We start from the raw sequence: 26,203 nt of genomic DNA, 5'->3' as shown, positions 1-26,203 counted from the left end.
TTATAATTGAATTAATTAGCAGTAAACTTAAGAAAGATTTAAGATTGTAAATTGTGCATTGCTCTAAACTGTAAGGAGGCTTATATAATGAAGAGTTTAACACTATATTCAGAACAGAACACCATAATACATAAAATAAATCCAATAAACAAGATTATGTATATAGTAGTATCAATTCTCATACCAATAATAATTCCTACAGTAACTATGGGATTAATATGTTTAGCTATTAGTATTCTTATATTATTAGCTGGTAAGGTTTTAAAAAAAGTTATCCCTCTTTTAGGAGTTAGTTCAATTTTATTATTTTCAATTATTTTAATTCAGGGATTATTTAAGGCTGATAACATAACGCCTGCTTTTTCTATAGGGAATTTTACCTTTTATAAAGAAGGATTATTTTATGCCTTAAGGATCTGTATAAGAGTTATAAATATATTATGTGGGTTTTCAATATTAATACTTACTACTAAGCCTTCAGATTTAATTGAAGAATTAGTTAGAAAAGGACTATCTCCTAAAATAGGATATGTACTAAGTTCTGTACTTCAAATTATTCCTGAAATGAGCTCTACTATGGGAACCATAACAGATGCTCAAAGATCTAGGGGGATGGAGACAGAAGGAAAGCTTTTAACAAGAATAAAAGCTTTTTTTCCCTTAATAGGACCTGTGGTTATGAACTCTTTAGTTGTTACTAGAGAAAGAGCTATGGCCTTAGAAGTGAGAGGATTTAATTCCAAGATAAAAAAAAGTTTCTTAAATGAAAGTCAAAGTTCAAGTTATGATAGTAGAATTAAGTGGTTCTTAATATTATCTATAGTTTTAGCAATAATTTGGAGAATTATATTATGGAGAAGATAGTTGTAGATAGCTTAAAATACAGATACCCTTTAAATGATGAGTTGGCCTTAAAGGATATTTCTTTTCAAGTAGAAAAAGGAGAATTTATAGGTATAATAGGAGAAAATGGCTCAGGGAAATCAACACTTTGCCAAGCTTTAGTAGGACTCGTACCTCATTTTTATCGTGGAGCCTATGGTGGTAAGGTAATAATCGATGGAATGGAAGTTAAAGAAAACAATATTAGTGATATATGTTTAAAGGTTGGAATTGTATTTCAAAATCCATTTACTCAAATTACTGGCTCTAAGCTTACGCTTTATGAAGAAATAGCCTTTGGACTTGAAAATATGGGAATTAAAAGAGAAGAAATGGTAGAGAGAATAGACTATGCTTTAAAGCTTTTAGATATATATAAATACAAGGATAGAAATCCTTTTGATTTATCAGGAGGACAAATGCAAAGAATGGCAATTGCTAGTATCATAGCAATGAAACCTGAAATAATTATACTAGATGAACCTACTTCACAGCTTGATCCACAAGGCTCAGAAGAAGTGTTTAGAGCAGTTCAAAACTTAAGTAAAGAAGGTATGACTGTAATAATGGTAGAACATAAGATAGAGAAAATAGCTAAATATTCTAATAAGGTATTACTTCTTCATGATGGTAAAATTATAGATTTTGATGTACCAGAAAAAATATTTTCAAGGAATGATTTATTAGATTATGGATTAAATTATCCATCTTTTACTAAAATTTGTAGAGAATTAAATATTAGAAGTAGCAAGACAGGACTATATCCAATAACTTTAGAAGAAGCTTATGATTTGGTGGTGAAGAGCAATGAAAAAAATTATAGTTAATAATTTAAATTTTTCCTATAAAAAAGGTGAGGAAATTTTAAAAAACATTAATTTAGATTTAGATTCAACTTCTACTGCTATAGTGGGACAAAATGGTGCAGGCAAAACAACTTTTGTAAAACTCTTGAAGGGATTATTAAAACCTTGTAGTGGAGATATATTTATTCATAATATGAATACTAAAGAAATTACAGTGGCAGAGTTATCAAAGCATATAGGGTTAGTTTTTCAAAATCCTAATGATCAAATTTTTAAGAATAAAATAATAGATGAAGTTATGTTTGGACCTTTAAATATAGGATTATCTAAAGATAAGGCGATGGAAAATTCTATAAATGCATTAGAAATGGTAGGTCTAGAAAATAGGTTAAATGATAATCCCTATGACTTGGGACTATCTGATAGAAAATTAATATCCATTGCTTCAATTATAGCAATGAACACTGATATTATAATACTGGATGAGCCTACTATTGCTCAAGATTATAAAGGAAGAGAGAAGATAAAACAGATTATAGAGAAGTTAAAAGAACAAAGAAAATTAGTAATAACGATAATTCATGATATGGACTTTGTTGCAGAATGCTTTGAAAGAACTATAGTTTTTAACAAAGGACAAGTACTTTTGGATGGAAGTACAAGAGAGGTATTTTCAAAAGAAGAAATAATAAATAAGGCTTATTTAGAAGCACCTCACATAACTCAACTTTGTAAGAGATTAGGATATGACCATACTTTTTTAACAGTTGAGGAGTTTATTGAAACATATAAAAATAAGCTATTAAGAAGTTAATGTATAGCTACGCACTTAGATATTATAATCCGCAATTTGGAGTAATACACAATTCACAATTATGGTTGAAATTAATTTTTTAATAAAAGTGACTGTATTACTTAAAAAAATTTATTTTATATTTCTCAGTTTCTACTGAGAAATATCCTCAATTGTCAATTGTGAATTTACCATTCTCCATTGTATAAGGGTGTAGTATATTTTGGAGTAATATCAATAAATTAAAACAATATTGTGAAGAAACTAAAGAAGTAAAGAATTAGATATAAAAGAGAAGATTTAATTTCAATAGAAAAATCCTGAGTAATCAGGATTTTTTATTCATATGCTATTTTCATAAGATACTCTGTAATGTTACTACTTTTATCTTCATCAGCAAGGATTACAAGATAATCTCCACCTAAAATATAAGTATCTCCTTTAGGAATAATTTCAACTCCACTTCTTTGTATTCCAACTAAAAGACAATTTTCAGGCCATTGAATATCTTTAATTTTTTTCTTATCTAAGTAGGAACATATAGAAACAGGAATCTCTAGTATTGTTTTCTTTACTTCGTTTATTGTAAAATTATTATTTTTTTCTTTGCTTAACAATCTGTGTAAGAGAGTTTCATAAATAGGTTTTGAACCTAAAAAATCTGCAACTAAATATCCTATTATAGATACTATGGATAAAGATAATAAGTGGCTTAAAGATCCGGTCATTTCAGTAATTAATACTGCACCAGTAATAGGGGCACGGACTATTGCGGTTAAGTATCCTGCCATAGCTAATATCATAAAATTATGTATGTAATCAGGAGAAGTTAACCCTAAGTTCACTAAAATGTTTCCATATATACATCCTATAATTGCACCTATTACTAAGAGTGGAAGGAAAATCCCACCAGGTGCACCGGAACCAAAACTTATCATAGTAAATAAAAATTTAACTATTAAAAGTATAAATAAAACTTTTAATGTAGGATTTTTTTCAATTACAGACATTACAAGGCTATGGCCTCCACCTAATACTTGAGGAAGTATTAATCCTAATATTCCAGCTATCACAAAGGGAATTATAATTCTAAATTGAGGAGGTAGCCATTTCTGACTATTATATAAATTTAAGGCTTTTACAAGAAGTGAGTTAAATATTATTCCTCCTATGCCAATAATTACACCTAGGATAATCAGATAACCATAACTATTTAAAGGTAGTGAAGATAAATTGCTAAATTTAAAGGCGGTGTTAAAACCAAAAAATAATTTAGAAATAAAATCTGCAGTTATAGCTGCTGTCATTGTACTTAATAGTATTAAGGGAGAGAAGCTTTTATGTACTTCTTCTAAAGAAAATATAACTCCTGCTAAAGGAGCGTTAAAAGCAGCAGCCAGTCCAGCGCTAGCACCACTAGTAATTAAATATCTTTCTTCATTGTGATCAGAATTTAATCCTTTTGAAACACCTTGACCTATAGCAGCACCTATTTGTATAGATGGACCTTCTCTACCTAAGGAAAGCCCTCCTAAAATAGAAAGTGCACCTCCTACAAATTTTGATATAGCAACTTTTAGCCAATTCATTTTTAATGGACCAAGAACTGTACCTTCAACTTGGGGGATACCGCTGCCACTAATCATAGGCTCTTTTTTTACTATAAAACCTACTATTAATGCTAGGGCTATAAGAAAAATAAACCAGATTGGAATAAACCAATAATTTGTTCTTTGAAACTTATAGATGTTTTGGCTTAAATGTTCCATTTTTTCTAAAGTAAATCTGTAAAGTACTGCAATAAGTCCAGAAAAAGCTCCTACTAAAATTGATTTTATAATAAGCTTTTGTTTAAAATTTTGCCAATGAGATAAAGCTTTAAGGGTATTACTATTTTTACTCAAAATATCACCTTCTTCAATTTTTAAAAATTAAGCCCATAATTATTATAAGAATTAAACGGATAATTTTCAAATTAAAGTTATATAATGAGAAAATTGAAAGGTATAAATATTATATTTATACCAGATAAGCTTATATATTATTTATAATTTTTCAGTTAAATGTTTCCAATATCTAATAGGCATATGTTGACGTTGAAGTTTTAAATTTTCACGACTGCTGATGGATGTAGAGTTAAAATAGTTTTTCCATAGAGCTTCATATTCTCCTTCATCTTTTATATTTAGAAATACTTTTCCATCTTTTTTTGTTAGCACATCTATACTCCAAGTATTATTTTTATTTATAATAGCTAAATTTCTTTTAAGGTCATGGATTATAAAGTTTTCATTAGAAAATCTTGAAGAAAAGTGAGGAGCAATTAATGTTAAAATATTATGATCAGGTTCAATGGCAGAGTAATAATGGTTATATCCTATTTTTTTAAATCTTACAAAACCCAACATACTATGTCTTTCAATGCTAACTCTTCTTACAATTTTAATAACTTCCATTACAACTTCATTATGAAGATGAAGTTCAATTTCATTTCCCAATTTAAAGGCCAATCTAATATATTTATAAAGCAAAGTATGAGTATTAGAATAGCTACTTAAAAAACAATAAATTATGTTTTTTATTACTTCATAAGAAAAATTTTTATTCATGGATTTATAAACCTTATTAGCTTTTTCATAGTTAGTAGATATATTTATAAATTCATCTATTAAATTTGCCTCATAGTTTGCTTCAGTAATAATTAAATTAGGTTTTTTATTATTATAATAACTTTCATAAATGGAAGTTAGATACCCTTCAAAACTTCCATCAAAAATATAAACAATCATATAACACCTCTTATATTCAATTGAGAATTGAAAATGGATAATTGACAATTATGGTGGAAATTAGTTTTAATCAAACTAATTTCTTTAATAGATTTTTGACTAGCAATATAATTGCTAGTTTTTCACCTCTTGGGAACTTAATCAATTGAGAATTGAGAATGGAAAATTGACAATTGTGGCGAAAATTAATTCTTACAAATTAATTTCTTTAAATAGATTTTTTAATAAAAGTGACTGCGTCACTTAAAAAGAAATAAATTTAGAACTTCTCTTATAAAAGAGAAGTATCAATAATTCTCCATTGTCAATAGTCAATTTTCAATTGTATTAAATTTCTCCCGTGATGGCTTTAACTTTATCTTCTTTTTTATATATGGTAGGAACAATAGAGAAAAAAGAAAGTTGTTCATAATTAGAGTTTGTTGTCTTAAGTTTTTCTTCTTTTATTAATAATCTATTTTCTATTTTGTCTCTATCAAATCCTACATCTCCATAGTACTTTCCTCTACAGGTTATAAAATATTGAGCTCTTTTTAATACTACACCTAATTTTTTTATATCATCGAAAGTTAAAAAGGACACTTTTCTGGTTAATACAATCCTTTTTGCAGATCTTACTCCTATACCTGGGACTCTAAGTAATAATTCATATGGTGCAGTATTAATTTCCACAGGAAATTTATCTATGTTATTAAGAGCATAAGTAATTTTAGGATCTAGTTTTTCATGAAAATTAGGATTAGTTTCATTTAAAAGCTCAGAGGCTTTAAATCCATAGAATCTTAAAAGCCAATCAGCTTGATATAATCTATTTTCTCTAAGTAGTGGAGGATTTTTTATATCTGGTAGCTTAGGACTATTGTTAACAGGTACATAAGCAGAATAATATACTCTTTTTAAAGAGTACTTGTTATAAAGCCCTTCACACAATTTTAATATATCAAAATCACTTTCTTTGGTTGCACCTACAATAAGTTGTGTACTTTGACCTCCAGGAACAAAGGAAGGAGCAGATTTAAAGTGTTTTTTATTATCTACTGAATGAATTATTTGATTTTTTATAAAACTCATAGGTTTTAGTATATTTTCTTTAGATTTCTGAGGTGCCAATAATTTTAGTCCTTGAGAGGATGGTAGTTCAATGTTAACACTCATTCTATCTACATATTTCCCAGCCTCTTCAATTAAAGCATCATCAGCACCAGGAATAGCTTTAACGTGAATATATCCATTAAACTTATGTTCTAGTCTTAAAGTTTTAACAACTTTTAATAATAGTTCCATAGTATAATTAGCATTTTGTATTATTGCAGAACTTAAAAATAATCCCTCTATATAATTTCTTTTATAAAAATTTATAGTTAAATCAATGACCTCTTGGGGAGTAAAAAAGGCTCTAGGAACATCGTTGCTTATTCTATTCACACAATAGACACAATCATAAATGCAATAGTTAGTTAGGAGTATTTTTAGAAGAGAAATACATCTACCATCTGATGCAAAGCTATGACATATACCACTAACACTAGCATTACCTATACCATCTTTAGTATTTTTTCTATTGCTTCCACTAGAAGAACAGGAGACATCATATTTTGCAGCATCTGATAATATTTTAAGTTTATCCATTATATTCATAATACTATTTCCCCTTAATTAAAATAATGCACTGTAAATTGAAAAAGTTGTGAATTCAATAGTTTTAATATTTCACATATTTATTAATTTTTAAAGCTTATATATTCACATTTGAATCAATTATAGCACATATGTTCGCATGGTTGTAGGGGGCAAGTATATAAAATTATTATAAATATTATGGTTATCAACCTAAAAATAGAAGAAGATACCTCAATTCATAATTCACAACTTAGTCAATGGAGAATTGACGATGAACAATTGACAATTATGGTTGAAATTAATTTTACAAATTAATTTCTTTAATAGATTTTTTAATAAAAGTGACTGTGTCACTTTTAAAAGAAATTAATTAAAAATTTCTTCCATAAAGGAAAAGTATCAATAATTTATTAACTAGTTATTTCTGAAGATGTCTAATGTTGCAAATATAAAATTAGGTTATAATGTTTAGATAGGAATAAAACATAACGAGGTGTTAAGATTTTGAATATTAATGCACAAAGTATAAAACAATTGACGGATTTAGCTACATTTAATAGAGGGTTAAGTTGCTATAGACAAGGAAGAGTTTTTAATTTTGATATTAAAAATGGATATAATAGTATGTTGGATGAAGAAATACAATATATAAAAGCTAATGTAGAGTCTAGTTCTTATTATAATAGTTATGTTGTAGAAATAGCTTTAAGAGAAAATTCTAAAAGGCTTTCCTGTAATTGTACTTGTCTTGCTTTTAATGATTATGGTCATCAAAAAGCTTGTAAACACGTTGTAGCTGTATTATTAAACTATTCCCAAATGGCTATAGAATTAAAAGAAAAAAACTCAAGAGAAAATTTTATTGATAATTTAATAGAAAACTATAAAAATAATTTTGGAGATAATAAAAACTTAAAACAAGAGCTTTCCATGGATATTATATATTATCCTATGGATAAATATGAAAAATATAACTCTATAGAACTCAAATTAGGGGTAAATAAAAAATATGTGATTAAAAATATGAAATCTTTTTTAGAGGCTATAGATAAAAAGCAATGCTTAGAGTATGGAAAAGGTTTTACATTAAATCTTAATGAACAATATTTTAATGATAATGATATGAAACTTATTAATTTGTTACTTGAGATTTATGAGTTAAATAATATTATTGAAGCTAATAGTTATTCTTCAGTTAATTTTAAAATGCTAAAGGGTAAAAAAGCTTATTTAACAGATATGCATGTTAAAAGATTTTTTACAATATTTAAAGGTAAAACAATAAATATAATTAATGAATTTGGAACTATTAACAATATAAAAGTAGAAGATGAGATATTCCCTTTAAATTTTAATATTGAAAGCAAGGATAATAAAATTTATTTATCACACAGTAATAAATTTAATGTATTAACTAAAGATGGAGGTATAGTCCACTATAAGGATAAAATATATATACTCACAGAAGAACAAATAAAAGTTTGTAAACCTATCTTTGATGAGATGAGAAAACGTAGAGAGAATCAATTGATTTTTTCTATGGAGCAAGGAGAAAATATAGCAAATTATATAATACCAACATTAAAAAATAGCGGAGTTAGAGTAAAAATAGATAAAAATATACAGGATAATTTTTATGAAGAAAATCTGAATACTAAAATTTATTTAGATAAAGTTGATGAAAATATAAGCGCTAAAATTTCTTTTGATTATGGAGATGTAAGTATAAATCCTATTAAGAGTGATTTAGATAAAATTTCAAACAAAATACTGATAAGAGATTTGAAAGAGGAAACAAAAATTATAAACAATATAAATAATTGTGGATTTGTAGAAGATAAAGAGACTTTTATCTTAAAAGATCAAGACAAAATTATTGATTTTATTTTACACAAAGTTTATAAACTTCAAAGTTTTGGAGAGGTTTATTATTCCGACAGCTTTAAAAATATGAAAATATATACATCATCAAATTACAAAGCTGCTATAAGATTAAATAGCGATGACCTTTTAGAGTTTAGCTTTAATATAGATGGTGTTAATAAAAGTGAACTTAAAGATATATTTAAATCTTTAAAAGAAAAGAAAAAATATCACAAACTTAAAAATGGTGATTTTGTATCTTTACAAGAAAAAGAATTAAGAAATGTAGCTAATATAATTGATTATTTAGATATAAAAGATTCTCAACTTAATAAGGAGAATATAATATTATCTAAATATAATGCACTTTATTTAGATGAAAATATAAAACAGAGTAATATAGGATTTATAGAAAGAAATAAAAAATTTAGAGAACTTATTAACAATGTAAAGGACATAAAAGAGCTAGATTATACACTTCCATATAATTTACATAATATCATGAGACCTTATCAAGTTTTTGGATTTAAGTGGCTAAAGACTCTTGCAACTTATGGTTTTGGAGGAATATTAGCAGATGAAATGGGGCTTGGAAAAACTCTTCAGACCATCGCTTTTTTAGCTTCAGAAAAGAATGGAATTCCATCTTTAGTAATTGCACCTTCATCATTAGTATATAATTGGAAAAATGAATTTGAAAAATTTACACCAGAGGTTAAAGTAACAGTTATATCAGGAAATAAATCTACAAGAGAAGAACTTATTAAGGATTTAAATGAAAATGATGTAGTAATAACTTCTTATCCATTAATTAGAAGAGATATAGAAGAATATAAAAATTTTAAGTTTAATTATTGTATATTAGATGAGGCTCAACAAATAAAAAATCCATCATCTATAAATGCTTCGTCTGTAAAAGAGCTAAGAGCAAAGGGATATTTTGCTCTTAGCGGTACACCAATAGAAAATTCATTAACCGAACTATGGTCAATTTTTGACTTTATTATGCCGGGATATTTATTATCCAATTCAAAATTTACCCAAAAATATGAACTACCAATAGTAAAATATAATGATAGCAATTCTTTAGAGTCCTTAAATAAACGTATTAAACCCTTTATTTTAAAGAGATTTAAAAAGGATGTTATTAAAGAATTGCCACCAAAAATTGAACATAGATTAGTAGTTGAAATGGCAGAAGAGCAAAAAAAGGTATATGGAGCTTATTTAGCTCAATTTAAAGATGAAATGAAAGAAGAAATTAATAATAATGGTTTTAATAAAAGTAAGATAAAAATATTTTCACTATTGACTAGATTAAGACAAATATGTTGTGACCCCTCTGTATTTATAGAAAACTATGATGGAAGTAGCGGAAAAATTGAGGCATTAGAAAGTTTAGTTGAAGAAGGTATAAATGGAAATCATAAAATACTAATATTTTCTCAATTTACCTCTGTACTTAAAAATATAGCTAAAAGATTAAATAAAAATGAAATAAGCTATATGTATCTAGACGGTAGTACTAAAATAGAAGATAGACTTAAAATGGTAAATGAATTTAATGAAGGAAATGCTCAAGTATTTTTAATTTCAATAAAAGCAGGAGGAACAGGACTTAACCTAACTTCAGCAGATTTAGTTATACATTTTGATCCATGGTGGAATCCAGCAGTAGAAGATCAAGCAACAGATAGAGCTCATAGAATAGGGCAAAAGAATACAGTAGAGGTTATAAAGCTTATTGCTAAGGGAACTATAGAAGAAAAAATATTTCATCTTCAAGAAAAGAAAAAAGAAATGATTGATAATGTAATATCAGATGAATTTAAAGATGAAAATATAATAAATAAAATGAGTAAAGAAGAGATAGAAGATTTATTTTCTATTAATTAGAATAAGAAAGTGATAATAAATATTTAATAAGTAAAGTTAAGAGTGTGATTAGGTTTCACACTCTTAGTTTTATTTATATATATTTATGAGTGAAATTTAAGAGTTTTATCAAAAATTAGTACAATTATTACATTTAAAGGTCAAAATAGGCAACAACTCTATTATTTGCATGAGAAAAATATTATATTAAAATTGGAAAATCATACAAAATAACAATTATATACAGTAACGTTTAATAATTTACTTTTATTATATATATAATTTGAAGTTATATGGTGATTAAAAGAGAAGGAGACTTTCAAGAATGATTAAGCGGTTAAAATTTATTTTGAAATTAAACATGGAAAATAAAAAGAATTATTTAATAGCACTTATATTTATACTATTTATAGGGTATCAAATGTATGCTTTCAATAGTGAAGAAATAGGAGTCTTTAGAACAGGGTATGACTTTTTTATATATGTATTAAGCGATTATTTTAGTATAACCTTTGTTTTTACGGCTGGGTATATATTTTATATTTTTAACTTAAGAAAAAGTGAACGATTAAAAAAATGTTTAATTTTAAAATATAGCAGTAGATTAAGTTATTATAAAAACTTTATAATAATTATCTTTGTATCAAGCCTCATATTTATAGGAGCTATAGTAATGATTTGTACTATTTTTTCAGTTATAAAATTGCCATTTAACAATGAGTGGAGTGAGTTTTTTAAGAATTATTTTAATGTTTATAATGACAATAATTTATTAACTATGATGGAAAAGATTTTACCTAGTACAGCAATATTATTAAATATATTATTTTTATTTTTATACTTTAACCTCATAGGAATGATAATTTTTGTGGTTAGTACATTATTTAATCAAGGTTTTATAACTACTATATTAGCCTATAGTCCAAGTGTTTTAAGTCAAGCAGTTGAAATAAAAGGTCTAGTTAAATATAACAGTTATGCTGTGCATTATAATACAGCAATTACATGGCATAACTTTGCAACAGTGGATGAAAAACCTACCATAATGTTTTCTTTAGTTTACTGGATAATTTTAAATCTGATCTTTATATTAATAGGCATATATATATTTAAAACTAAGGAGATAAAATCTGAAGAAAGAGAGATAAATATACTTTAAAGCATAATTAATTTAAAGTATGTTAAAAAAACACTATTAAGCTAGCAAGATAAAATAACATAAATTAATCTTTAATCCCCATAAAAGCCAGGTTGAACAGCAATCGTGTTCAACTTGGTTTTTTACATATTTCAATGTATTTTGATTAATTATTGCTGAAGTAGTATTATATAAATATATTACAATTAAAACTTAGGGTAATTCATAATTGATTCTTTTGAAGTGATGCAGTAACTTCTTATAAAGAAGCTAGCAGATGTAGTCTTTTCATAGTATTAGTTAAATTTACTGGTGTCGTTTAGGGTTATACTGCACCTCAGGGGAGCCCTAAAGGGCTTCACTGCTGTTCCCCAGAGGTGGAAACTAGTGATTGTATTGCTAGTAAAAAAATTAGTTTAAGAAATTAGTTTGATTAAAACTAATTTCAACCATAATTGTCAATTGTCCATCGTCAATTCTCCATTAATAATAGTTGTTTAGGAGGGAATTTATGAAAATTAAAGTCTTAGGATCAGGAGGATGTGTTGCACTTCCACTGCCTACTTGTCGATGTGAAGTTTGTAATGAAGCTAGAAACAAAGGGGTACCTTTTTCAAGAAGCGGGTGCTCAATATTTATTGAAGATATAAAAACTATTATAGATACTCCGGAGGATAGTGTTTATCAAATTAATAGAGAAAATATAAGTGAAGTTAAAAATATATTATATAGTCATTGGGATCCAGATCATACATTAGGTATGAGAGTTATCGAGCATTTAAAGTTAAGATGGCTTAAGGTTTTAGTTGATAACAAATCTACTGATAATAAAATATTCCTTTATGGACTTTGTGATGTTATTGAAGATTTAAAACAAATAAGAAATAAATATGGCTCTTATCTAGGATATTATGAAAGCACAGGATTGATTGAAATTAAGAGTTTAAATGAAGATGAATCTATAACTATAGACAATATAAAAATAAGTTTTATCCCAGTAAAAACTCTTGATACATCTACAATATTTGTTTTTAAAGAAGGAGAAAGAAAACTTATATATGCTCCTTGTGACATAAAACCTTTTCCAAAAGATGAGGAAACCTTTTATAACGCTGAATGTATGATTTTAGGAAATGTTATACCGGATGAGCCATTAAAGGATGGATATTTTATACCAGAAGATAATATATTAAAACAAACTCTTTTTACCATGGAGGAAGTTATAGAAATTAAGAATAAGTACAATATAAAAGAAGTAATAATAACTCATATTGAGGAGGATTGGGGAAAATCTTATAGTGATTATATTAGATTAGAAGAAAAATATAGAGAACAGAATATAAAATTTGCCTATGATGGCATGGAAATCAATTTGTGAGGAGATGCTAAATGAGGTTAGAGTATACAAATTTTAGAGAAAATTTGCCAGTAGAAGTTGAATTAGTAAGTATTAAAGAATACCCTATACATTGGCATAAACACCTTGAGATACTTTTTGTATTGAAAGGAACTATTAATGTAACTATTGAGTCAGAAACCTATGAGGTTGAAGAAAGAGAAATTGAAATTATAAACACAGAAGAAGCTCATAGGATTTATAGTGATGATGAAGAAAACAAAGTATTAATGTTTCATATAGACTTAAAATTTTTTGAACAATTTTATGAAGATATAAAAAATATGTTCTTCTATGTTAATTCATCTGATGAGGGAGTTCAAAATGAAGAAAAATACGAAGTAATACGAAATTATTTATCTATAGTACTTTGTGAAGTAGTACAAAAGCAGGATGATTATGATGAAATGATAGAAGAGACATTAATTGAACTTTTATATCATCTTATAAATAATTTCCATTATTTAATGTATGAAAAAGAAGAGCTTAAGGACAATGAAGAACAGCTTGAAAGATATCACAGAATAGTTAAATATATTTATCATAATTATAATAATAAGATAAGTCTTCAAGATATTGCAAAGAAGGAATTTTTAAGCACACATTATCTTTCACATGAAATTAAAAATACTATGGGATTGAGTTTTAAAGAGTTCGTTAACTTGACTAGGGTCGAGGAATCTATAAAACTTTTATTAGATACAGATATGACAATTTCTGATATATCTGAAGAAGTAGGATTTTCTCATAGTAGATATTATAATAAGCATTTTAAAAAACATTATAAACTCACTCCTAAACAGTATAGAAAGAAATATAAAGTAGATGAAAAGGATCTTGAAAAAATAAAAAAAATAGATTATTTAGATATAAGAGAAGCCATAGATTATGTATCTGAATATCTAGATGATTACGAGAGATTCAACTATGAGGAAAAAATAATAAGACTTCAAATAGATGCAGCTGAATCAAAGGGAAATTTCAATCATGATTATAAAGAAGTGATTTATCTAGGGTATGGTTATGACCTTTTAAGAGAAAATCATAGAAAATATATAAAAGATATTCAACATAATATAGGATTTGAATATGGGAAAATTACAAAACTATTTTCAAAGCATTTAGGAATATTTGAAAACAGCGAGTTTATAAATTTTATGTATATAAAACAAATAGTAGACTTTCTTTTGAGTATGCAGTTAAGACCTTTTATTGTAATTGAAAATAAAAACTTTGAAGATGATAATTTAATATATATATTGAAATATTTTATAAGATTTTTTACAGAAGAGTATGGAGCTTATGAATTTAAAAAGTGGAAGTTTCAGCTTCATAACTCTATAGAAGGTGAGCTAAAGAAACAAATTATAGAATTATTTACAGAACAATATAGCCTCCAACTTATAGACGAATCTTATGTAGAAAACAAAAACGTAAATCCCATATATGATACCTCTTATATGCTTCCATATATAATAAACAAGGCAACTTTAGAAACAGAATCCAAAGATTTTATAAAAGCAGTAGACGTAATACAAAAGGATATAAAGATAGACAATCAGCTTTTTATAGGTGATAGTGGAATTATAAATAGCTTTGGAATTAAAAAACCATCTTATTTTGCTTACTATCTTTTAAGTCAATTAGGTGATACTTTAGTATGTAAAGGTGAAGGATATATTGTAACTTCTAAGGGAGATGATTTACAAATCCTTTTATACACTCATAGTGAAGATTTAGAGAATCTTATTGAACTTGAAGAACTTAGGAAAAAAAGAGGCAGTAAAAATGTTAAAGAGAAGAAATATTTCTTAAATATAACAAATCTTTATCATGATTATAGAGTTACCATGTATGAAATTAGTGAAAAGAAGGGGTCAGCCTTTAACTATTGGTTGAATTTAGGAAAACCACAATTTATTGAAGAAGATGAAATTGAACTTTTAAGTAAGGCAGCCTTTCCAAGTATAAAATTTAAATATGCTAGAAGAAGTACAGTATTTCACTTAGCTCCTAATATAGATGGCTATGGTGCAACACTAATTTTACTTAAAAAAGTACAAAAGCACCCTTTTTAGGGTGCTTTTATACTTTTTTGAGGAATAAAGTTTAACGCAAAGTCCTTAAAAATGTACTTTTTATAGAGCAAATAGGTGAGTGCATATATTTTTTTGTACCATTATAATAGTAGTATAGGAAGTAGAGACGTTTTTTAGAAGGGTATTAGTACAAAAAGCATTGATGAAAGAGAGTGATAATTTAAGAAATGAAAAATAAAGAAATAAAATTAACATTTAATACTATTAATACGAGGTGGATAACATGGGATTGGACAATAGAATTTTTTCTGACGGAAAGGTAGGTCGGTTATTACTTAAGTTTGCATTGCCTACGGTAATATCGATGTTCGTTGCAGAACTTTATAATATGGTAGATACTTTTTATGTAGGCAGATATGTAGGGGCTAATGCTATAGGGGCGTTAACAATAGCATTCCCAATTCAAAGACTACTTTCATCAATAGCATTATTAATTGCAGTTGGAGCTTCTACTGCAGTAGCTAGATATTTAGGAGAAGAGAATTATGATGATTTAAAGAAAACTATAAGTAATGCCTTTATATTAACTTTAATATCTCTTACGGTAATACCGCTTATAATTTTTACATTTAAATCATCTATTATAACAAAGTTAGGTGCGAGTAATACTATATTTCCATATGCAAATCAATATATAAGTATCATATTATTCGGTGGAATATTTCAAGCATTTACATTTGTACCTTGCTATATAATGACAGCTCTAGGAAATAATAAGATAACAATGATTGCAACGTCAATAGGAGCTATATGTAACGTAATTATAGACTATGTATTAGTTGTAATATTCCCAATGGGTGTTATGGGAGCTGCAATAGCAACAGTAACATCACAAATAATATCATTTATATTTGTAGTTTATAAATTTTCAAGAGTTAAAAGTGCTTTAAGATTAAAGCTAAGTTTTAGTTTAGACAATACTATAAGTAAATCTATAATGGCAATAGGATTTTCAACCTTTATGATTGAGATATCGGATGCAGTGGTTGCTGGATTATTAAATAACATACTGGCATCAGAAGGCGGAGATGCAGCAGTTATAATTGTAGGAGTTGTAACAAGAATTTCAATGTTCTTATATATAACAGTAATAGGAATAAGTTCTGCTATGCAGCCAATTGCAGCATTTAATTATGGAGCTAAGAATTATAAGAGATTAAAAGAAATAGTTAAAAAAGCTATTATTGGAGTTATAGTAACTTCTGTAATACTTTGGATAGGAATGTTGATATTTGCAGAACCTATAATAGGAAGTTTCTTAAAAGAAAAAGACTTATTACCACAGGCTGTTAAGGCATTTAGGATATGTATATCAGTATTCCCTACAATAGGACTTTACTATGTATCAATATACTTTTATCAATCAATTGAAGAAGCAAGAACAAGTTTTATACTTTCAATATATAGACAGTTAATATTATTTATACCTATAGTAATACTTCTAGTAAATTCATTAGGAGTAACAGGAGCTTGGATTACTTATCCAATAACTGATATAATTTCAGCGGTAACTGGATGTTATTATATTAGAAAAGCAATAGCTTTAGTAAATGAAGAAAGAGAAGCTCATATAAAATCTAAAGAGATAGAATCTCTAAATTTCTATTAATAATTTAATATTACAAATTAAGGTGTCTTAAAAAGCTAGTTAATATTCTGGTTATTTTATTTCAGATGCCTAAAATGTGCAATCTATAGTTAGAGTATGTATTTTAATTCTTCCTTTGCAATGTTTGTTTAATATTTAGTAATTTAGCACCTACTAAATATTAACTTAAAATATACTACTGACTATAGTTGCACTTTTTTTATGTACAGACAAATATTATACAATTGAGAACTTAATTTAATTCACAATGCAAAGTTCACAATTATAGATATTTCTTAGCAAAAGCTGAGAAATTTAAAATTGATTATTTTTTAAAGTTACGCAGTAATTTTTTTGAAAAAACTAGCAATATAAAATTGCTAGTCAAAGAAATCTGTTTAAAGAAATTATTTTGCTAAAAAATAATTTCTACCTCAATTGTGAATTATGAACTGTGCATTGTGCATTGATAAATCCCCAGAAGTGAAAAAATAGCAATTATATTTCTAATAAGAAATTTATCTAAAGGGATTAATTTATAAAGTATAGAACTAAATAAAGAATAACTTATAATTAGAGCAAAGGAGTTATATAAAAAATATGAACAGTGTTTTAAAATATATAGGAATGAGAAATATTAAAACAGCGCTAGCAGTAACTTTTAGCGTAGCGGTTTCAGAGCTTTTACACTTAGAATATCCGTTTTTTACAGCTATTGCTGCTGTTCTCGCAATGCAGGGATCTTTTGTCAGAGCTTATGAAGTAGGGCGAGATAGACTATTAGGAACAATAGTAGGTGCAGTAATTGGACTTATTGCAGCTTTAATTGCACCAGGAAACTTAGTTATGATTTTTATAGGCATAGTAACAGTAATATTTTTACTAAACGTACTAAAATGGCAGAATTCTTCTTATGTAGGATGTTTAATGTTTTGTGCCATAATGTTAAATTTAAATGGAGATAACCCGTATATATATGCATTCTACAGAACACTGGATACTTTTATTGGGATAGTAATAGCTTCCTTAGTAAACTATTTTATATGTCCTCCTAAGCATATAAAATTAATAAAGAAACAGTGTATAGAACTTATAGATGAGGCTATTAATATTGTAAGTGAAAATTTATATGATGGTGAACTAGAATTAATTTCTATTGAAAATAAAATAAAGACTTTAGAAAACTATTTAGAACTTTATTTATCAGAACATGAACTTTTAAAAAAAGAAAAGAACAATGTAAAACATATTGAAAGTGTTTTAGAACATAGTAAAAACATACTTTATAATAGTAAAATATTAATGAATTTATCTGTGGATAATTCTACTGATGAAATAGCAGCTGAAGATAAGAAAAGTTATATATCAGAAAATATTAGTGTTAACTTAAATGAAGTTGTCTATAAGCATCATATAGATAACATTATAAAAAATAGGAACAATTTAGCTTCGTTAAAAATGGAATTTGAATAGGATGTGTAAATTAAATATAGTAAAAATTATAATAGTTTGATATAAAAACCAGCAGGTATTCTGCTGGTTTAAAGTTACATATAGGTAAATAATATCATATATATAGGTATAAATATTAAACTAAAGGCAGTAGAAAGTGCAGAGATAGCTGTAGCATACCTGTAATCTCCATTATAATTTTTTGAAACAATAGCTACTTGAGTCATCACAGGAAGGGAAGCTTCAATTATAAATACTTTCTTCATAAGTAAAGGCAAGTCCACAAATTGAAGAAGAGAAATCATTATTAAAGGTGATATAATAAACCTTCCAATTAATATTACAATGGTACTTAAATCTAACTTTAAATCCTTTAATTTAAGCTCACTAAGGGTAATTCCCATAAATAAAGTAGAAAGTGGTGTAGTTAGATTGCCCATATATTTACAACTATCTAATATAGCCTTAGGAAGCTTTATATTTAAGAGTATACAAAACATAGAAAATATGAAAGCAATGAGTGGTGGAGAAAATATATTTTTAAAATTATCTTTGTTTATAAAAGAATTTGTCAGAAAACCACCATCTTTTTTAATTCCATAAACTCCTATGGTCCAAAATGTTAAAGTATTTATTATATAGTATAAAAGTACATAAGTTATTACATTTTCACCAAACAATGATGTGCATATAGGTACTCCTAAAAATATAGTGTTAGAAAGAGAAAACATAACACTAAAAGTACCACGTTTGTTTTTATCAATTTTTAAAAGCTTAATAAATATAAGGCTTAATAGATAGTTTATAAGCATTGTTACTAAAGGTACTAATAAACCTATAAGTGATTGAGAAAGTGTTTCCTTCGTAAAGTTAGTTACCACATTAGAAATCATAAAAGCTGGTAGAGATATTTTTATTACTAATTTAGAGAATAAGTTCGACACTTCATTATTAAACCATTGCTTTTTAGTAAGGTAAAATCCTAATCCCATCATTATAAAAATGGTAAAAACGCTTTGAAGTGCATCAAAAATAACCATTAAAAACCCTTCTTTCTATAATGCATGTTAAAAAATAGCTAGTCAGTGTATAAAATAAAATATCATATACAATTTATTTAATCATTTTCTTTTCTAAGCTTAAGTATGTATTGTAGTCATCTTTTAATTATAATGGAAAAGACAGAATTATGAAATAATTTCATTGTAAGAATATGTTCAGGGAATAAATTCTATTCTTAATAATATTATACTGAATTATTGAAGATGGTGTTATAATTGGAATGTGTTACAGACAGCATACCAAAAAAGCTTGTGGCTACTTAATAGAAAAAATAAATGTATTTTGTGTAGGGGAGAACAATGTTCTCCAGAAAACTTAACTGCATTCCATTATAAGATATTGGATGTCAGTTGATTAATAAATTAATTTTAACTATAATTGTATATTCTTCATTTTCAATTTTCTATTGGCTAACTATTCGCCTCTATAAAAGTACATTGAAAGTGATATTATGATATTATAATGTTATCTTAAAAATAGATATTAATTTATTGGAGGGATTAAAATTGAATATTTATTTGATTGCTTTAAGCGGAATATTAATGATTCTTTTGGTATTAGAAAAGACATCTAATTCTAAGAGTGTTTTAAAAAGAAGGATTGAACAATTAGAAAATGAAATTTTATTACTAAAAAGAGGAGAAAATAATGAATTAGATAGCGAAATTAGAAATTTATTAAGTGCAAATAAAGATGTAAAAGCAGTAAAATTAGTGAGAGAAACGTTAGGTTTTGATTTATTACATGCAAAAAAGTATGTAGATAATATAAAAGCTAATAATGATTTACATATTGGTTAAGTAGTAAAGGTTGGATATAAGATTAAAGATTCAAATATTTTATTAGAATACCGTATTATTCAGTAATGAATTTTACGGTATTTTTTAATAGAAATATAGTTTTATATTAAGCTTAAGTAACTAACGTATTAATGTTATTTTTGTTGCTATAAGAAGAAGGAGAAAAGTATTTTCAACGGAATATAGTAAATGTGAAAAATATATAGATAAAAACTAAGTTGAAAAATAAAAACATATAGGGAGAAGTATATGAGAAATAGATTAGGGATGTCAGGAAGTACAATTTATTCAAATCCAGAATTATATTCGGAATTATTCATAGAGGGTATTGATCATATTGAAATTGGAGAATTCCCTAATGAAGAGGGAGTAAATAAATTTTTAGAAATAAATAAAGTAAAAGGACTTTCATTTGGGATTCATTCACCATTATTACGTGATAGGAGTAAATATGATTTACTTGAAAAAGTTAAATATGAGCCTAGTGATGCATGGGACATGATAGAAGTTGAAGCGAAAAGAATGGCAGATTTAGGTGCAGAATATCTTTTAGTTCACTTTCCATATTTTAAGGATGAGATATCACTTAATACTAATCAGTTAATTGAAGAGGGATTAAAGAAATTAAGTTATATACAAGAAAAGTATGGTATTAAGCTAATATGTGAGCCAAAGCTTGGACTAAATCGTTCTGGAGCAGGCATAAAATACCTTCAAAGTTTTCCAATAGAAGTATGGGAAAAATATAATATACAGATATGTATAGATATTGGTGATTATCTTATTGCTACAGGAGATGAAATTTTAGATTATTTAGAAAAGTGGAAGGATTTTATAATAGAAGTTCATTTACACAATATTCATTATGAAGGAGAGGATTATATTTGGATACCAGTTCATCCAGATCAAGAGCATAATGGATACAGTCATAAAGTTGAACATATAATAAGATTTTTGGCACAATGTAAGGATATAACCTTTATTTTTGAGCATACGCCAGAAACTAATCCAAGCAAAAAGGTTGTGGAAGAAGGATTAAAGTGGGTGAGAGAGATTATAAGGTAGGATATATTAGAAGCTTGGATAAGATATAAATCATAATGACGGTTGTTTTTAGGGGTGAAATTACAATGAATATATTTGTTTTAATGGGCAGTATGAGAAAGAATGGCAATACTGAAATGCTAACACGACCATTTGTAGAGCAACTAAAATCTAAAGATGTAGAAGTTCAATATATATGGCTTTGTGATAAACATATTGAGCCTTGTAAGAGCTGCTTTGTTTGTCAAGATATTGATAATAAGCCAGGTTGTTCTATAAAAGATGAAATGGAACAAATTTATAAATTAATTTTGCAAGCAAACTGCATAGTTTTTGCTACTCCAATTTACTCTTGGTCCTGTACAGCACCAATGAAGGTGGTTATGGACAGACTTTTCTGTATGAATAAATTTTATGGAAATACTAAAAAGCATTATGGATTATGGGAAAACAAAAAGTGCGCAATTATAGCTACCTGCGGTTATGAGATAGAAAGTGGTGCAGATTTGTTTGAGGAAGTATTAAAACGACTTTCAATACACTCACATCTTGATTATTTAGGCATGTTAGCAGTTAGAGATATTAATGGAATTATTGATTTTCAAACTGAAGAGGTTATTGAGGAGGCTAAAGATTTTGCATTAAAAATTTATAATGAATGTAAATAATATAGTGATATAATTTTCTTGGGGCAATTATACATTGTAAGATTATAAGAAGTAATTTAAAGTACAAAGGGGATAATAATATGGAATATAATAATCAAAGTGTACCAACATTAGAAGAAGCAATGAAATTTTTAAAGGAAGCAGAAGAATTAAATTCTGGTCCTTGGGTTAAACATTCAATGAATGTGGCTAAAGGTGCAAAATTAATTGCAGAGCAAACAGACAATCTAGATCCAGAAGTAGCATATATTTTAGGAATGTTGCATGACATAGGAAGAAGAGAAGGTGTATATGCTATGAGACATGGGCTGGATGGATATAACTATGCAATTGAAGTTTAGTAGCAAGAACTTGTTTAAGTCATACAGCATTTAGATATAACAATGAAGTTGTTATTGTAGGAAGATGGGATGGTACAAAAGAAGAATATAATTTTGTAAAAGAATATTTATCAAAAACAGAGGAAACAGACTATGATAAATTAATTAAGTTGTGTGATTATTTGTCATTACCAGAGGGATTCTGTTTAATTGAAAAAAGACTTGTAGATATAGCATTACGAGGTGGAATCAACGAATATACAATACCAAGATGGAAATCAACCTTTGAAAATCAACGTTATTTTGAAGGTAAAATTGGTAAATCAATCTATAGCATATTACCTAATGTAGCGGAAAATACATTTAGATAATATTCCGTTAGATACTACTACGTAATAATTAGAAAAGCGAATAATTTCTTAAGATACCGTATTATTCATAAATGAATGTACGATATTTTTATGTTATTATTCAAAATAGCTTACGACTTTATATTTAGTTTAATAAGTAGTTAGAGACCACGATAGGTGTTAGATTTGTTGAAATAAGAAGAAAAGTATTTCCTAAGAAATATATTACGAATGAAAAGATATTTAGATATGACATAAATTTTACAAAATCAATACAGTATTATTCATTAAAGGTATTATTACTTTATATGATTACACAAATTGATTATATTACGAAGCTTAATAAAAGGAGTGCTGTTACAAAACTTTTGTTTTGCAACAGCTACTTTATTGTTTTTTATTGTTTATACATGACGAGTCTGGCTAAAGCTCTTTAGTAATCTAATATAGTGATTAGCTTCTCTAACGACATGGTCACCGAGCAGTGGATACGCTATGGATCTAATAGTACAGTTAAGTAATCCGTTAGTGCCTTGTTCTTTAAAATCTCTAATTCCAACGGTAGCTCTAAGTGATCTTCGAGTTACATTAGGTAATAAACCAAGACTTTCCGCTAGATTTTGAGATTCAATAGTTAATTCATCAAATTTCTTGCCATAATCATTTGCAATATTAAACAATTTAACTTCTGTTGGGTCTAATAATCCTCTTATAAACTTTGCATGTTCAGCCATAATTCTATTCCAGAATGTTTCTTGGTTTACAGCCTCTTGTACTATGTTAATCTCCTGTCTATTTTGCAGCATAGTTAGCATCCTTAAATAGAATTGAGCCTCTCTAAGTATGTGATCTATAAGCAGTGGGTAATTAGTAGTAAATACTTTACAAGATAGAACATCTTTTAACAGTCTGCTTTTAAATGAGGCAATTTGATTGGCAGCAACCATTGCTCGTTGGTTTAATTCAGTTACACGCGTAACAATGTCAGAATCTTGTCTAGCATTAGTACACTCAATTAAATTAGCCTCCATTTTAGTTATATTAGTATCAATTGGTATTGCAGTATAATATTCAGTTTCCCTTTCAGCATCAAGAGTCATATCAGTAATTAGCTCTCCAGAGTTTGCTACTTCTGGACTTATAATTCCATAAGAAAGCTGAATAGTTTCTACTAAGAGTTGGCTAAATTGGTTTTTTAACATATCTGCTTGGTAAGCTAAGCCAGGATTTTTTTGTGTGAAACCTACCTCAAGAAAAATAGCATGTTCTTTAGCGATTCTCATAAAGAATAGATTTAATTCTAAAGAATGTCTAACAAACTCAATATTAGATAACATTATAAACTCCTTTTGATTTGTTACACTTTATTATATGAATTGAATGTTTAAATAATCACTGTTGACATAATTAAATTTTGTCTAAATATCTATATTTTCAAAGCTTGTTGCAAATATGATGCTAAAGACCTATTGTAATAGAATTAGATAGTATGACAGAATGAAATAGGATAACAATTATAGGTAGGAATAGGGAGAAAAATGATAGCAACAGTAATACCAGAGAAACCAAAAAGAAAGGATAAAAATAAATAAAGAAACTATTAAATTTATTATGACTTTATAGTAAGTTCTAATAAGTAGATTATAGTACTATGTTAGGTAATAGTTTTGTTAAAATGAGAAGGAAAACAATAGTCTCTAGGGAATATATTAGAAATGAAAAATTATGTATTAAAACTAAAAAATAATTTTATATGAAAGTGAGTTGGTTATTTTGAATTATAGATTACTTGAGAAGTCAGAACTTAAATTATTAAGTGAAATTGATAGAAAAGAAATAGTAAATGAGGTTTATTATTTTAGACATAATAAACTTGAAATAGTAAATGAATTTTATAATATTGAAGGTTGGATTTTGGAAGAACTCCATGATTATATTGATAGATTAGAAGATATATATGATAGAAATGGAACTATATATGGTGCATTTGATAATAATACAATTGTAGGATTAGGAGCTTTAGAAAGTAAATTTATTGGCAAAAATAATGACCAACTTAAACTTGATATGCTTTATATAAGTAGTAATTATCGTAAAAAAGGTATAGGCAAAAATTTAGTAAATTTATTGTGTGAAAAGGCAAAAGATTTAGGAGCTAAAAGTCTTTATATATCAGCAACACCATTTAAAAATACAGTAAACTTTTATTTTGCTGTAGGTGCAAAATTAACAGATGAAATAAATAAAGAGCTATATGAACTAGAACCATATGATATACATATGGTATTAGAATTATAATTATTTCATAATTATTTAATATATGTTTATAAACATATAGAAAGGTTGATTTATATGAATGAATATGCTTTTAAGAAAATAAGAGATGTCATTGAGAATAAACAAAAATCTCATCCATTTCGAATATTGATAAATGGAGCTCAAGGTTCTGGAAAAGCTATGTTTGCTTCTGAGCTTGTTGATTTTCTTAACAGTGAAGGTTTTGAAGCTTTTCATGTTACTATTGATGGATTCCATAATCTATCTAACATTAGATATCAGTTTGGTAGAGATTCAGCAAAAGGATATTATAAATTTGCATATAATCTAGACTCATTTTATGAAAAGGTGCTTAAGCCATTAACAGAAGATAAACCATACTATATTCCTGCAATTATGAATCTAAAAGAAGATAAAAAAATAAAATTAGATCATGTTTATGTAAGTTCAATTCAGTATGTGTTGTAGGCAGAGCATTTTTATTAACTCCAAAGTTATATGATGGATGGGATTTAACAATTTATCTACAAGTTCCAATAGAAAAAGCAAAAGAAAGAGGAGTTTTAAGGGATGCTTATGATTTAGGTGGAATGGATGAAGCAAAAAGAAAATTTGAACAACGATATCATAGAGCTTATTCAATGTACATTGAGGAAAATCAACCTGAGAAATTTGCGGATATAGTAATAGATAATTCAGATTATACAAATAGAAATATAAAACTGATAAGGTGTATGGAGAGTAATATAGATTAGTAGGATAATCTATATTAAAATTAGTTTTGATTTTGAGAATAGTTTATATGTGAAAATTAAATAGTTTTCTCATTAGGGGGTAAAAATGCGTGAAAAAACTTTTGGAATAAGATTAGAAAATGAGAAGTATAAAGATAGAATAGGCGTTTATGCAATAATTTTTAATAGCAATGGTAAAGCTGCTACGGTAAAAACAGAAAAAGGTTATTTTCTTATTGGGGGTGGCATAAAAAATGAAGAAACACATGAAAAATGTCTTATAAGAGAATGTCTTGAAGAAACGGGATACGATATAAAGATTAAAGAGTTTATATGTAAAAGTGATAGGTATCACTATTCAGATCCACTTAATTGTTATTTTCATCCTATTGGGTATTTTTATCTTGCAAACTTAAAGAGTAAGGTGCAAGAGCCAATAGAAATAGATCATAAACTTGAATGGATTTCTATCAAGGAATTAGAAGAAAAAATGTATTTAGAGCATCAAATATGGGCTATAGAGCAAGCGATTAATTTATAAAGATTATTTTAATAGGGAAGCAAAGAGAGTAGAGAAGGAAGTAAAAGAATTATTTAATATATAAGTTTTAGAAGAGTTCGCAAGATGATTGGGTATAGATATTTCT

The 26,203-nt window shown here is 26.9% G+C and carries 23 protein-coding genes; 18 read left to right on the top strand and 5 right to left on the bottom strand.

Features of this window, described 5'->3' with window-relative positions:
• Window positions 1-87: 87 nt before the first annotated feature.
• The 3 genes from ACY1IQ_RS16610 to ACY1IQ_RS16600 are packed head-to-tail and all read left to right on the top strand — an operon-like array spanning window position 88 to window position 2,502.
• Window positions 88-864 (top strand): energy-coupling factor transporter transmembrane component T family protein, encoded by a 777-nt coding sequence (locus ACY1IQ_RS16610; protein ID WP_461615017.1) that lies wholly within the window; start codon window positions 88-90, stop codon window positions 862-864.
• Window positions 852-1,709: an energy-coupling factor ABC transporter ATP-binding protein gene (locus tag ACY1IQ_RS16605; RefSeq protein WP_461615016.1), complete on the top strand. Its 858-nt coding sequence runs from the start codon at window positions 852-854 to the stop codon at window positions 1,707-1,709. Before ACY1IQ_RS16610 ends, ACY1IQ_RS16605 begins: the two co-directional genes overlap by 13 nt.
• Window positions 1,690-2,502: an energy-coupling factor ABC transporter ATP-binding protein gene (locus ACY1IQ_RS16600; protein WP_461615015.1), complete on the top strand. Its 813-nt coding sequence runs from the start codon at window positions 1,690-1,692 to the stop codon at window positions 2,500-2,502. Before ACY1IQ_RS16605 ends, ACY1IQ_RS16600 begins: the two co-directional genes overlap by 20 nt.
• 317 nt (window positions 2,503-2,819) lie before the next feature.
• On the opposite strand, the gene ACY1IQ_RS16595 is transcribed toward ACY1IQ_RS16600, so the two are convergent.
• The 3 genes from ACY1IQ_RS16595 to ACY1IQ_RS16585 form a co-directional block, all read right to left on the bottom strand.
• Entirely contained in the window at window positions 2,820-4,388 is a 1,569-nt protein-coding gene (locus tag ACY1IQ_RS16595; protein ID WP_461615023.1) for a ClC family H(+)/Cl(-) exchange transporter, read from the bottom strand.
• A 138-nt stretch (window positions 4,389-4,526) separates the two neighbouring features.
• Complete coding sequence (locus tag ACY1IQ_RS16590; RefSeq protein WP_461615014.1) at window positions 4,527-5,270, bottom strand: TIGR03915 family putative DNA repair protein; 744 nt, start codon at window positions 5,268-5,270, stop codon at window positions 4,527-4,529.
• Window positions 5,271-5,597: 327 nt separating this feature from the next.
• Window positions 5,598-6,908 carry a putative DNA modification/repair radical SAM protein gene (locus tag ACY1IQ_RS16585; RefSeq protein ID WP_461615013.1) on the bottom strand — a complete coding sequence of 437 codons (1,311 nt, stop codon included), beginning with the start codon at window positions 6,906-6,908 and terminating at the stop codon, window positions 5,598-5,600.
• A gap of 486 nt (window positions 6,909-7,394) precedes the next feature.
• Between ACY1IQ_RS16585 and ACY1IQ_RS16580 the strand changes: the two genes are divergently transcribed.
• The 6 genes from ACY1IQ_RS16580 (at window position 7,395) to ACY1IQ_RS16555 (ending at window position 18,322) form a co-directional block, all read left to right on the top strand.
• A complete protein-coding gene (locus tag ACY1IQ_RS16580; protein ID WP_461615012.1) occupies window positions 7,395-10,649 on the top strand; it encodes an SNF2 helicase associated domain-containing protein in 3,255 nt (1,084 codons plus the stop codon).
• A 304-nt stretch (window positions 10,650-10,953) separates the two neighbouring features.
• Window positions 10,954-11,787: a hypothetical protein gene (locus ACY1IQ_RS16575; protein ID WP_461615011.1), complete on the top strand. Its 834-nt coding sequence runs from the start codon at window positions 10,954-10,956 to the stop codon at window positions 11,785-11,787.
• 490 nt (window positions 11,788-12,277) lie between these two features.
• Window positions 12,278-13,144, top strand: coding sequence for an MBL fold metallo-hydrolase (locus ACY1IQ_RS16570; protein WP_461615010.1), 867 nt, complete (start codon window positions 12,278-12,280; stop codon window positions 13,142-13,144).
• Window positions 13,145-13,155: 11 nt separating this feature from the next.
• Window positions 13,156-15,240, top strand: a complete 2,085-nt coding sequence (locus tag ACY1IQ_RS16565; RefSeq protein ID WP_461615009.1) for a helix-turn-helix domain-containing protein — start codon at window positions 13,156-13,158, stop codon at window positions 15,238-15,240.
• Window positions 15,241-15,484: 244 nt separating this feature from the next.
• The gene (locus ACY1IQ_RS16560) at window positions 15,485-16,870 is read left to right on the top strand and encodes an MATE family efflux transporter (protein WP_461615008.1); all 1,386 of its coding nucleotides are present in this window, start codon (window positions 15,485-15,487) and stop codon (window positions 16,868-16,870) included.
• Between the two features lie 579 nt (window positions 16,871-17,449).
• The gene (locus tag ACY1IQ_RS16555) at window positions 17,450-18,322 is read left to right on the top strand and encodes an FUSC family protein (protein WP_461615007.1); all 873 of its coding nucleotides are present in this window, start codon (window positions 17,450-17,452) and stop codon (window positions 18,320-18,322) included.
• 74 nt (window positions 18,323-18,396) lie between these two features.
• Here the strand turns inward: ACY1IQ_RS16555 and ACY1IQ_RS16550 are convergent, their stop codons facing one another.
• Window positions 18,397-19,341 carry an AEC family transporter gene (locus tag ACY1IQ_RS16550; protein WP_461615006.1) on the bottom strand — a complete coding sequence of 315 codons (945 nt, stop codon included), beginning with the start codon at window positions 19,339-19,341 and terminating at the stop codon, window positions 18,397-18,399.
• A 528-nt stretch (window positions 19,342-19,869) separates the two neighbouring features.
• On the opposite strand from ACY1IQ_RS16550, the gene ACY1IQ_RS16545 reads away from it, so the two are divergent.
• The 5 genes from ACY1IQ_RS16545 (at window position 19,870) to ACY1IQ_RS16525 (ending at window position 22,566) form a co-directional block, all read left to right on the top strand.
• The gene (locus ACY1IQ_RS16545) at window positions 19,870-20,163 is read left to right on the top strand and encodes a hypothetical protein (protein ID WP_461615005.1); all 294 of its coding nucleotides are present in this window, start codon (window positions 19,870-19,872) and stop codon (window positions 20,161-20,163) included.
• A 249-nt stretch (window positions 20,164-20,412) separates the two neighbouring features.
• Complete coding sequence (locus tag ACY1IQ_RS16540; RefSeq protein WP_461615004.1) at window positions 20,413-21,228, top strand: TIM barrel protein; 816 nt, start codon at window positions 20,413-20,415, stop codon at window positions 21,226-21,228.
• A 65-nt stretch (window positions 21,229-21,293) separates the two neighbouring features.
• Window positions 21,294-21,875: a flavodoxin family protein gene (locus tag ACY1IQ_RS16535; RefSeq protein ID WP_461615003.1), complete on the top strand. Its 582-nt coding sequence runs from the start codon at window positions 21,294-21,296 to the stop codon at window positions 21,873-21,875.
• An 80-nt stretch (window positions 21,876-21,955) separates the two neighbouring features.
• A complete protein-coding gene (locus ACY1IQ_RS16530; RefSeq protein ID WP_461615002.1) occupies window positions 21,956-22,216 on the top strand; it encodes an HD domain-containing protein in 261 nt (86 codons plus the stop codon).
• A gap of 149 nt (window positions 22,217-22,365) precedes the next feature.
• On the top strand, window positions 22,366-22,566 hold the full coding sequence (locus tag ACY1IQ_RS16525; protein ID WP_461615001.1) for a hypothetical protein: 201 nt from the start codon (window positions 22,366-22,368) through the stop codon (window positions 22,564-22,566).
• Between the two features lie 383 nt (window positions 22,567-22,949).
• Here ACY1IQ_RS16525 and ACY1IQ_RS16520 read toward each other — a convergent pair whose 3' ends face one another.
• The gene (locus ACY1IQ_RS16520; protein ID WP_461615000.1) at window positions 22,950-23,882 is read right to left on the bottom strand and encodes a DUF2935 domain-containing protein; all 933 of its coding nucleotides are present in this window, start codon (window positions 23,880-23,882) and stop codon (window positions 22,950-22,952) included.
• 436 nt (window positions 23,883-24,318) lie between these two features.
• On the opposite strand from ACY1IQ_RS16520, the gene ACY1IQ_RS16515 reads away from it, so the two are divergent.
• The 4 genes from ACY1IQ_RS16515 to ACY1IQ_RS16500 all read left to right on the top strand — a co-directional run bounded on the left by ACY1IQ_RS16515 (window position 24,319) and on the right by ACY1IQ_RS16500 (window position 26,097).
• Complete coding sequence (locus ACY1IQ_RS16515) at window positions 24,319-24,843, top strand: GNAT family N-acetyltransferase (protein WP_461614999.1); 525 nt, start codon at window positions 24,319-24,321, stop codon at window positions 24,841-24,843.
• A gap of 54 nt (window positions 24,844-24,897) precedes the next feature.
• Window positions 24,898-25,290 carry a nucleoside/nucleotide kinase family protein gene (locus ACY1IQ_RS16510; protein ID WP_461614998.1) on the top strand — a complete coding sequence of 131 codons (393 nt, stop codon included), beginning with the start codon at window positions 24,898-24,900 and terminating at the stop codon, window positions 25,288-25,290.
• Between the two features lie 122 nt (window positions 25,291-25,412).
• Entirely contained in the window at window positions 25,413-25,577 is a 165-nt protein-coding gene (locus tag ACY1IQ_RS16505; protein ID WP_461614997.1) for a hypothetical protein, read from the top strand.
• Between the two features lie 85 nt (window positions 25,578-25,662).
• A complete protein-coding gene (locus ACY1IQ_RS16500; protein ID WP_461614996.1) occupies window positions 25,663-26,097 on the top strand; it encodes an NUDIX hydrolase in 435 nt (144 codons plus the stop codon).
• The last annotated feature ends 106 nt before the right edge of the window (window positions 26,098-26,203 follow it).

The organism is Clostridium sp. Marseille-QA1073 (assembly GCF_054863625.1).
Note: the sequence above shows the minus strand (reverse complement) of the source record. Positions and strands in the feature narration are given on the sequence as shown.

Coding starts and splice junctions, on each gene's coding strand:
- ACY1IQ_RS16610 (WP_461615017.1), top strand. CDS start 88: ATGAAGAGTTTAACACTATATTCAGAACAGAACACCATAATACATAAA.
- ACY1IQ_RS16605 (WP_461615016.1), top strand. CDS start 852: ATGGAGAAGATAGTTGTAGATAGCTTAAAATACAGATACCCTTTAAAT.
- ACY1IQ_RS16600 (WP_461615015.1), top strand. CDS start 1,690: ATGAAAAAAATTATAGTTAATAATTTAAATTTTTCCTATAAAAAAGGT.
- ACY1IQ_RS16590 (WP_461615014.1), bottom strand. CDS start 5,270: ATGATTGTTTATATTTTTGATGGAAGTTTTGAAGGGTATCTAACTTCC.
- ACY1IQ_RS16585 (WP_461615013.1), bottom strand. CDS start 6,908: ATGAATATAATGGATAAACTTAAAATATTATCAGATGCTGCAAAATAT.
- ACY1IQ_RS16575 (WP_461615011.1), top strand. CDS start 10,954: ATGATTAAGCGGTTAAAATTTATTTTGAAATTAAACATGGAAAATAAA.
- ACY1IQ_RS16570 (WP_461615010.1), top strand. CDS start 12,278: ATGAAAATTAAAGTCTTAGGATCAGGAGGATGTGTTGCACTTCCACTG.
- ACY1IQ_RS16565 (WP_461615009.1), top strand. CDS start 13,156: ATGAGGTTAGAGTATACAAATTTTAGAGAAAATTTGCCAGTAGAAGTT.
- ACY1IQ_RS16560 (WP_461615008.1), top strand. CDS start 15,485: ATGGGATTGGACAATAGAATTTTTTCTGACGGAAAGGTAGGTCGGTTA.
- ACY1IQ_RS16555 (WP_461615007.1), top strand. CDS start 17,450: ATGAACAGTGTTTTAAAATATATAGGAATGAGAAATATTAAAACAGCG.
- ACY1IQ_RS16550 (WP_461615006.1), bottom strand. CDS start 19,341: ATGGTTATTTTTGATGCACTTCAAAGCGTTTTTACCATTTTTATAATG.
- ACY1IQ_RS16540 (WP_461615004.1), top strand. CDS start 20,413: ATGAGAAATAGATTAGGGATGTCAGGAAGTACAATTTATTCAAATCCA.
- ACY1IQ_RS16535 (WP_461615003.1), top strand. CDS start 21,294: ATGAATATATTTGTTTTAATGGGCAGTATGAGAAAGAATGGCAATACT.
- ACY1IQ_RS16530 (WP_461615002.1), top strand. CDS start 21,956: ATGGAATATAATAATCAAAGTGTACCAACATTAGAAGAAGCAATGAAA.
- ACY1IQ_RS16520 (WP_461615000.1), bottom strand. CDS start 23,882: ATGTTATCTAATATTGAGTTTGTTAGACATTCTTTAGAATTAAATCTA.
- ACY1IQ_RS16510 (WP_461614998.1), top strand. CDS start 24,898: ATGAATGAATATGCTTTTAAGAAAATAAGAGATGTCATTGAGAATAAA.
- ACY1IQ_RS16505 (WP_461614997.1), top strand. CDS start 25,413: ATGGATGAAGCAAAAAGAAAATTTGAACAACGATATCATAGAGCTTAT.
- ACY1IQ_RS16500 (WP_461614996.1), top strand. CDS start 25,663: ATGCGTGAAAAAACTTTTGGAATAAGATTAGAAAATGAGAAGTATAAA.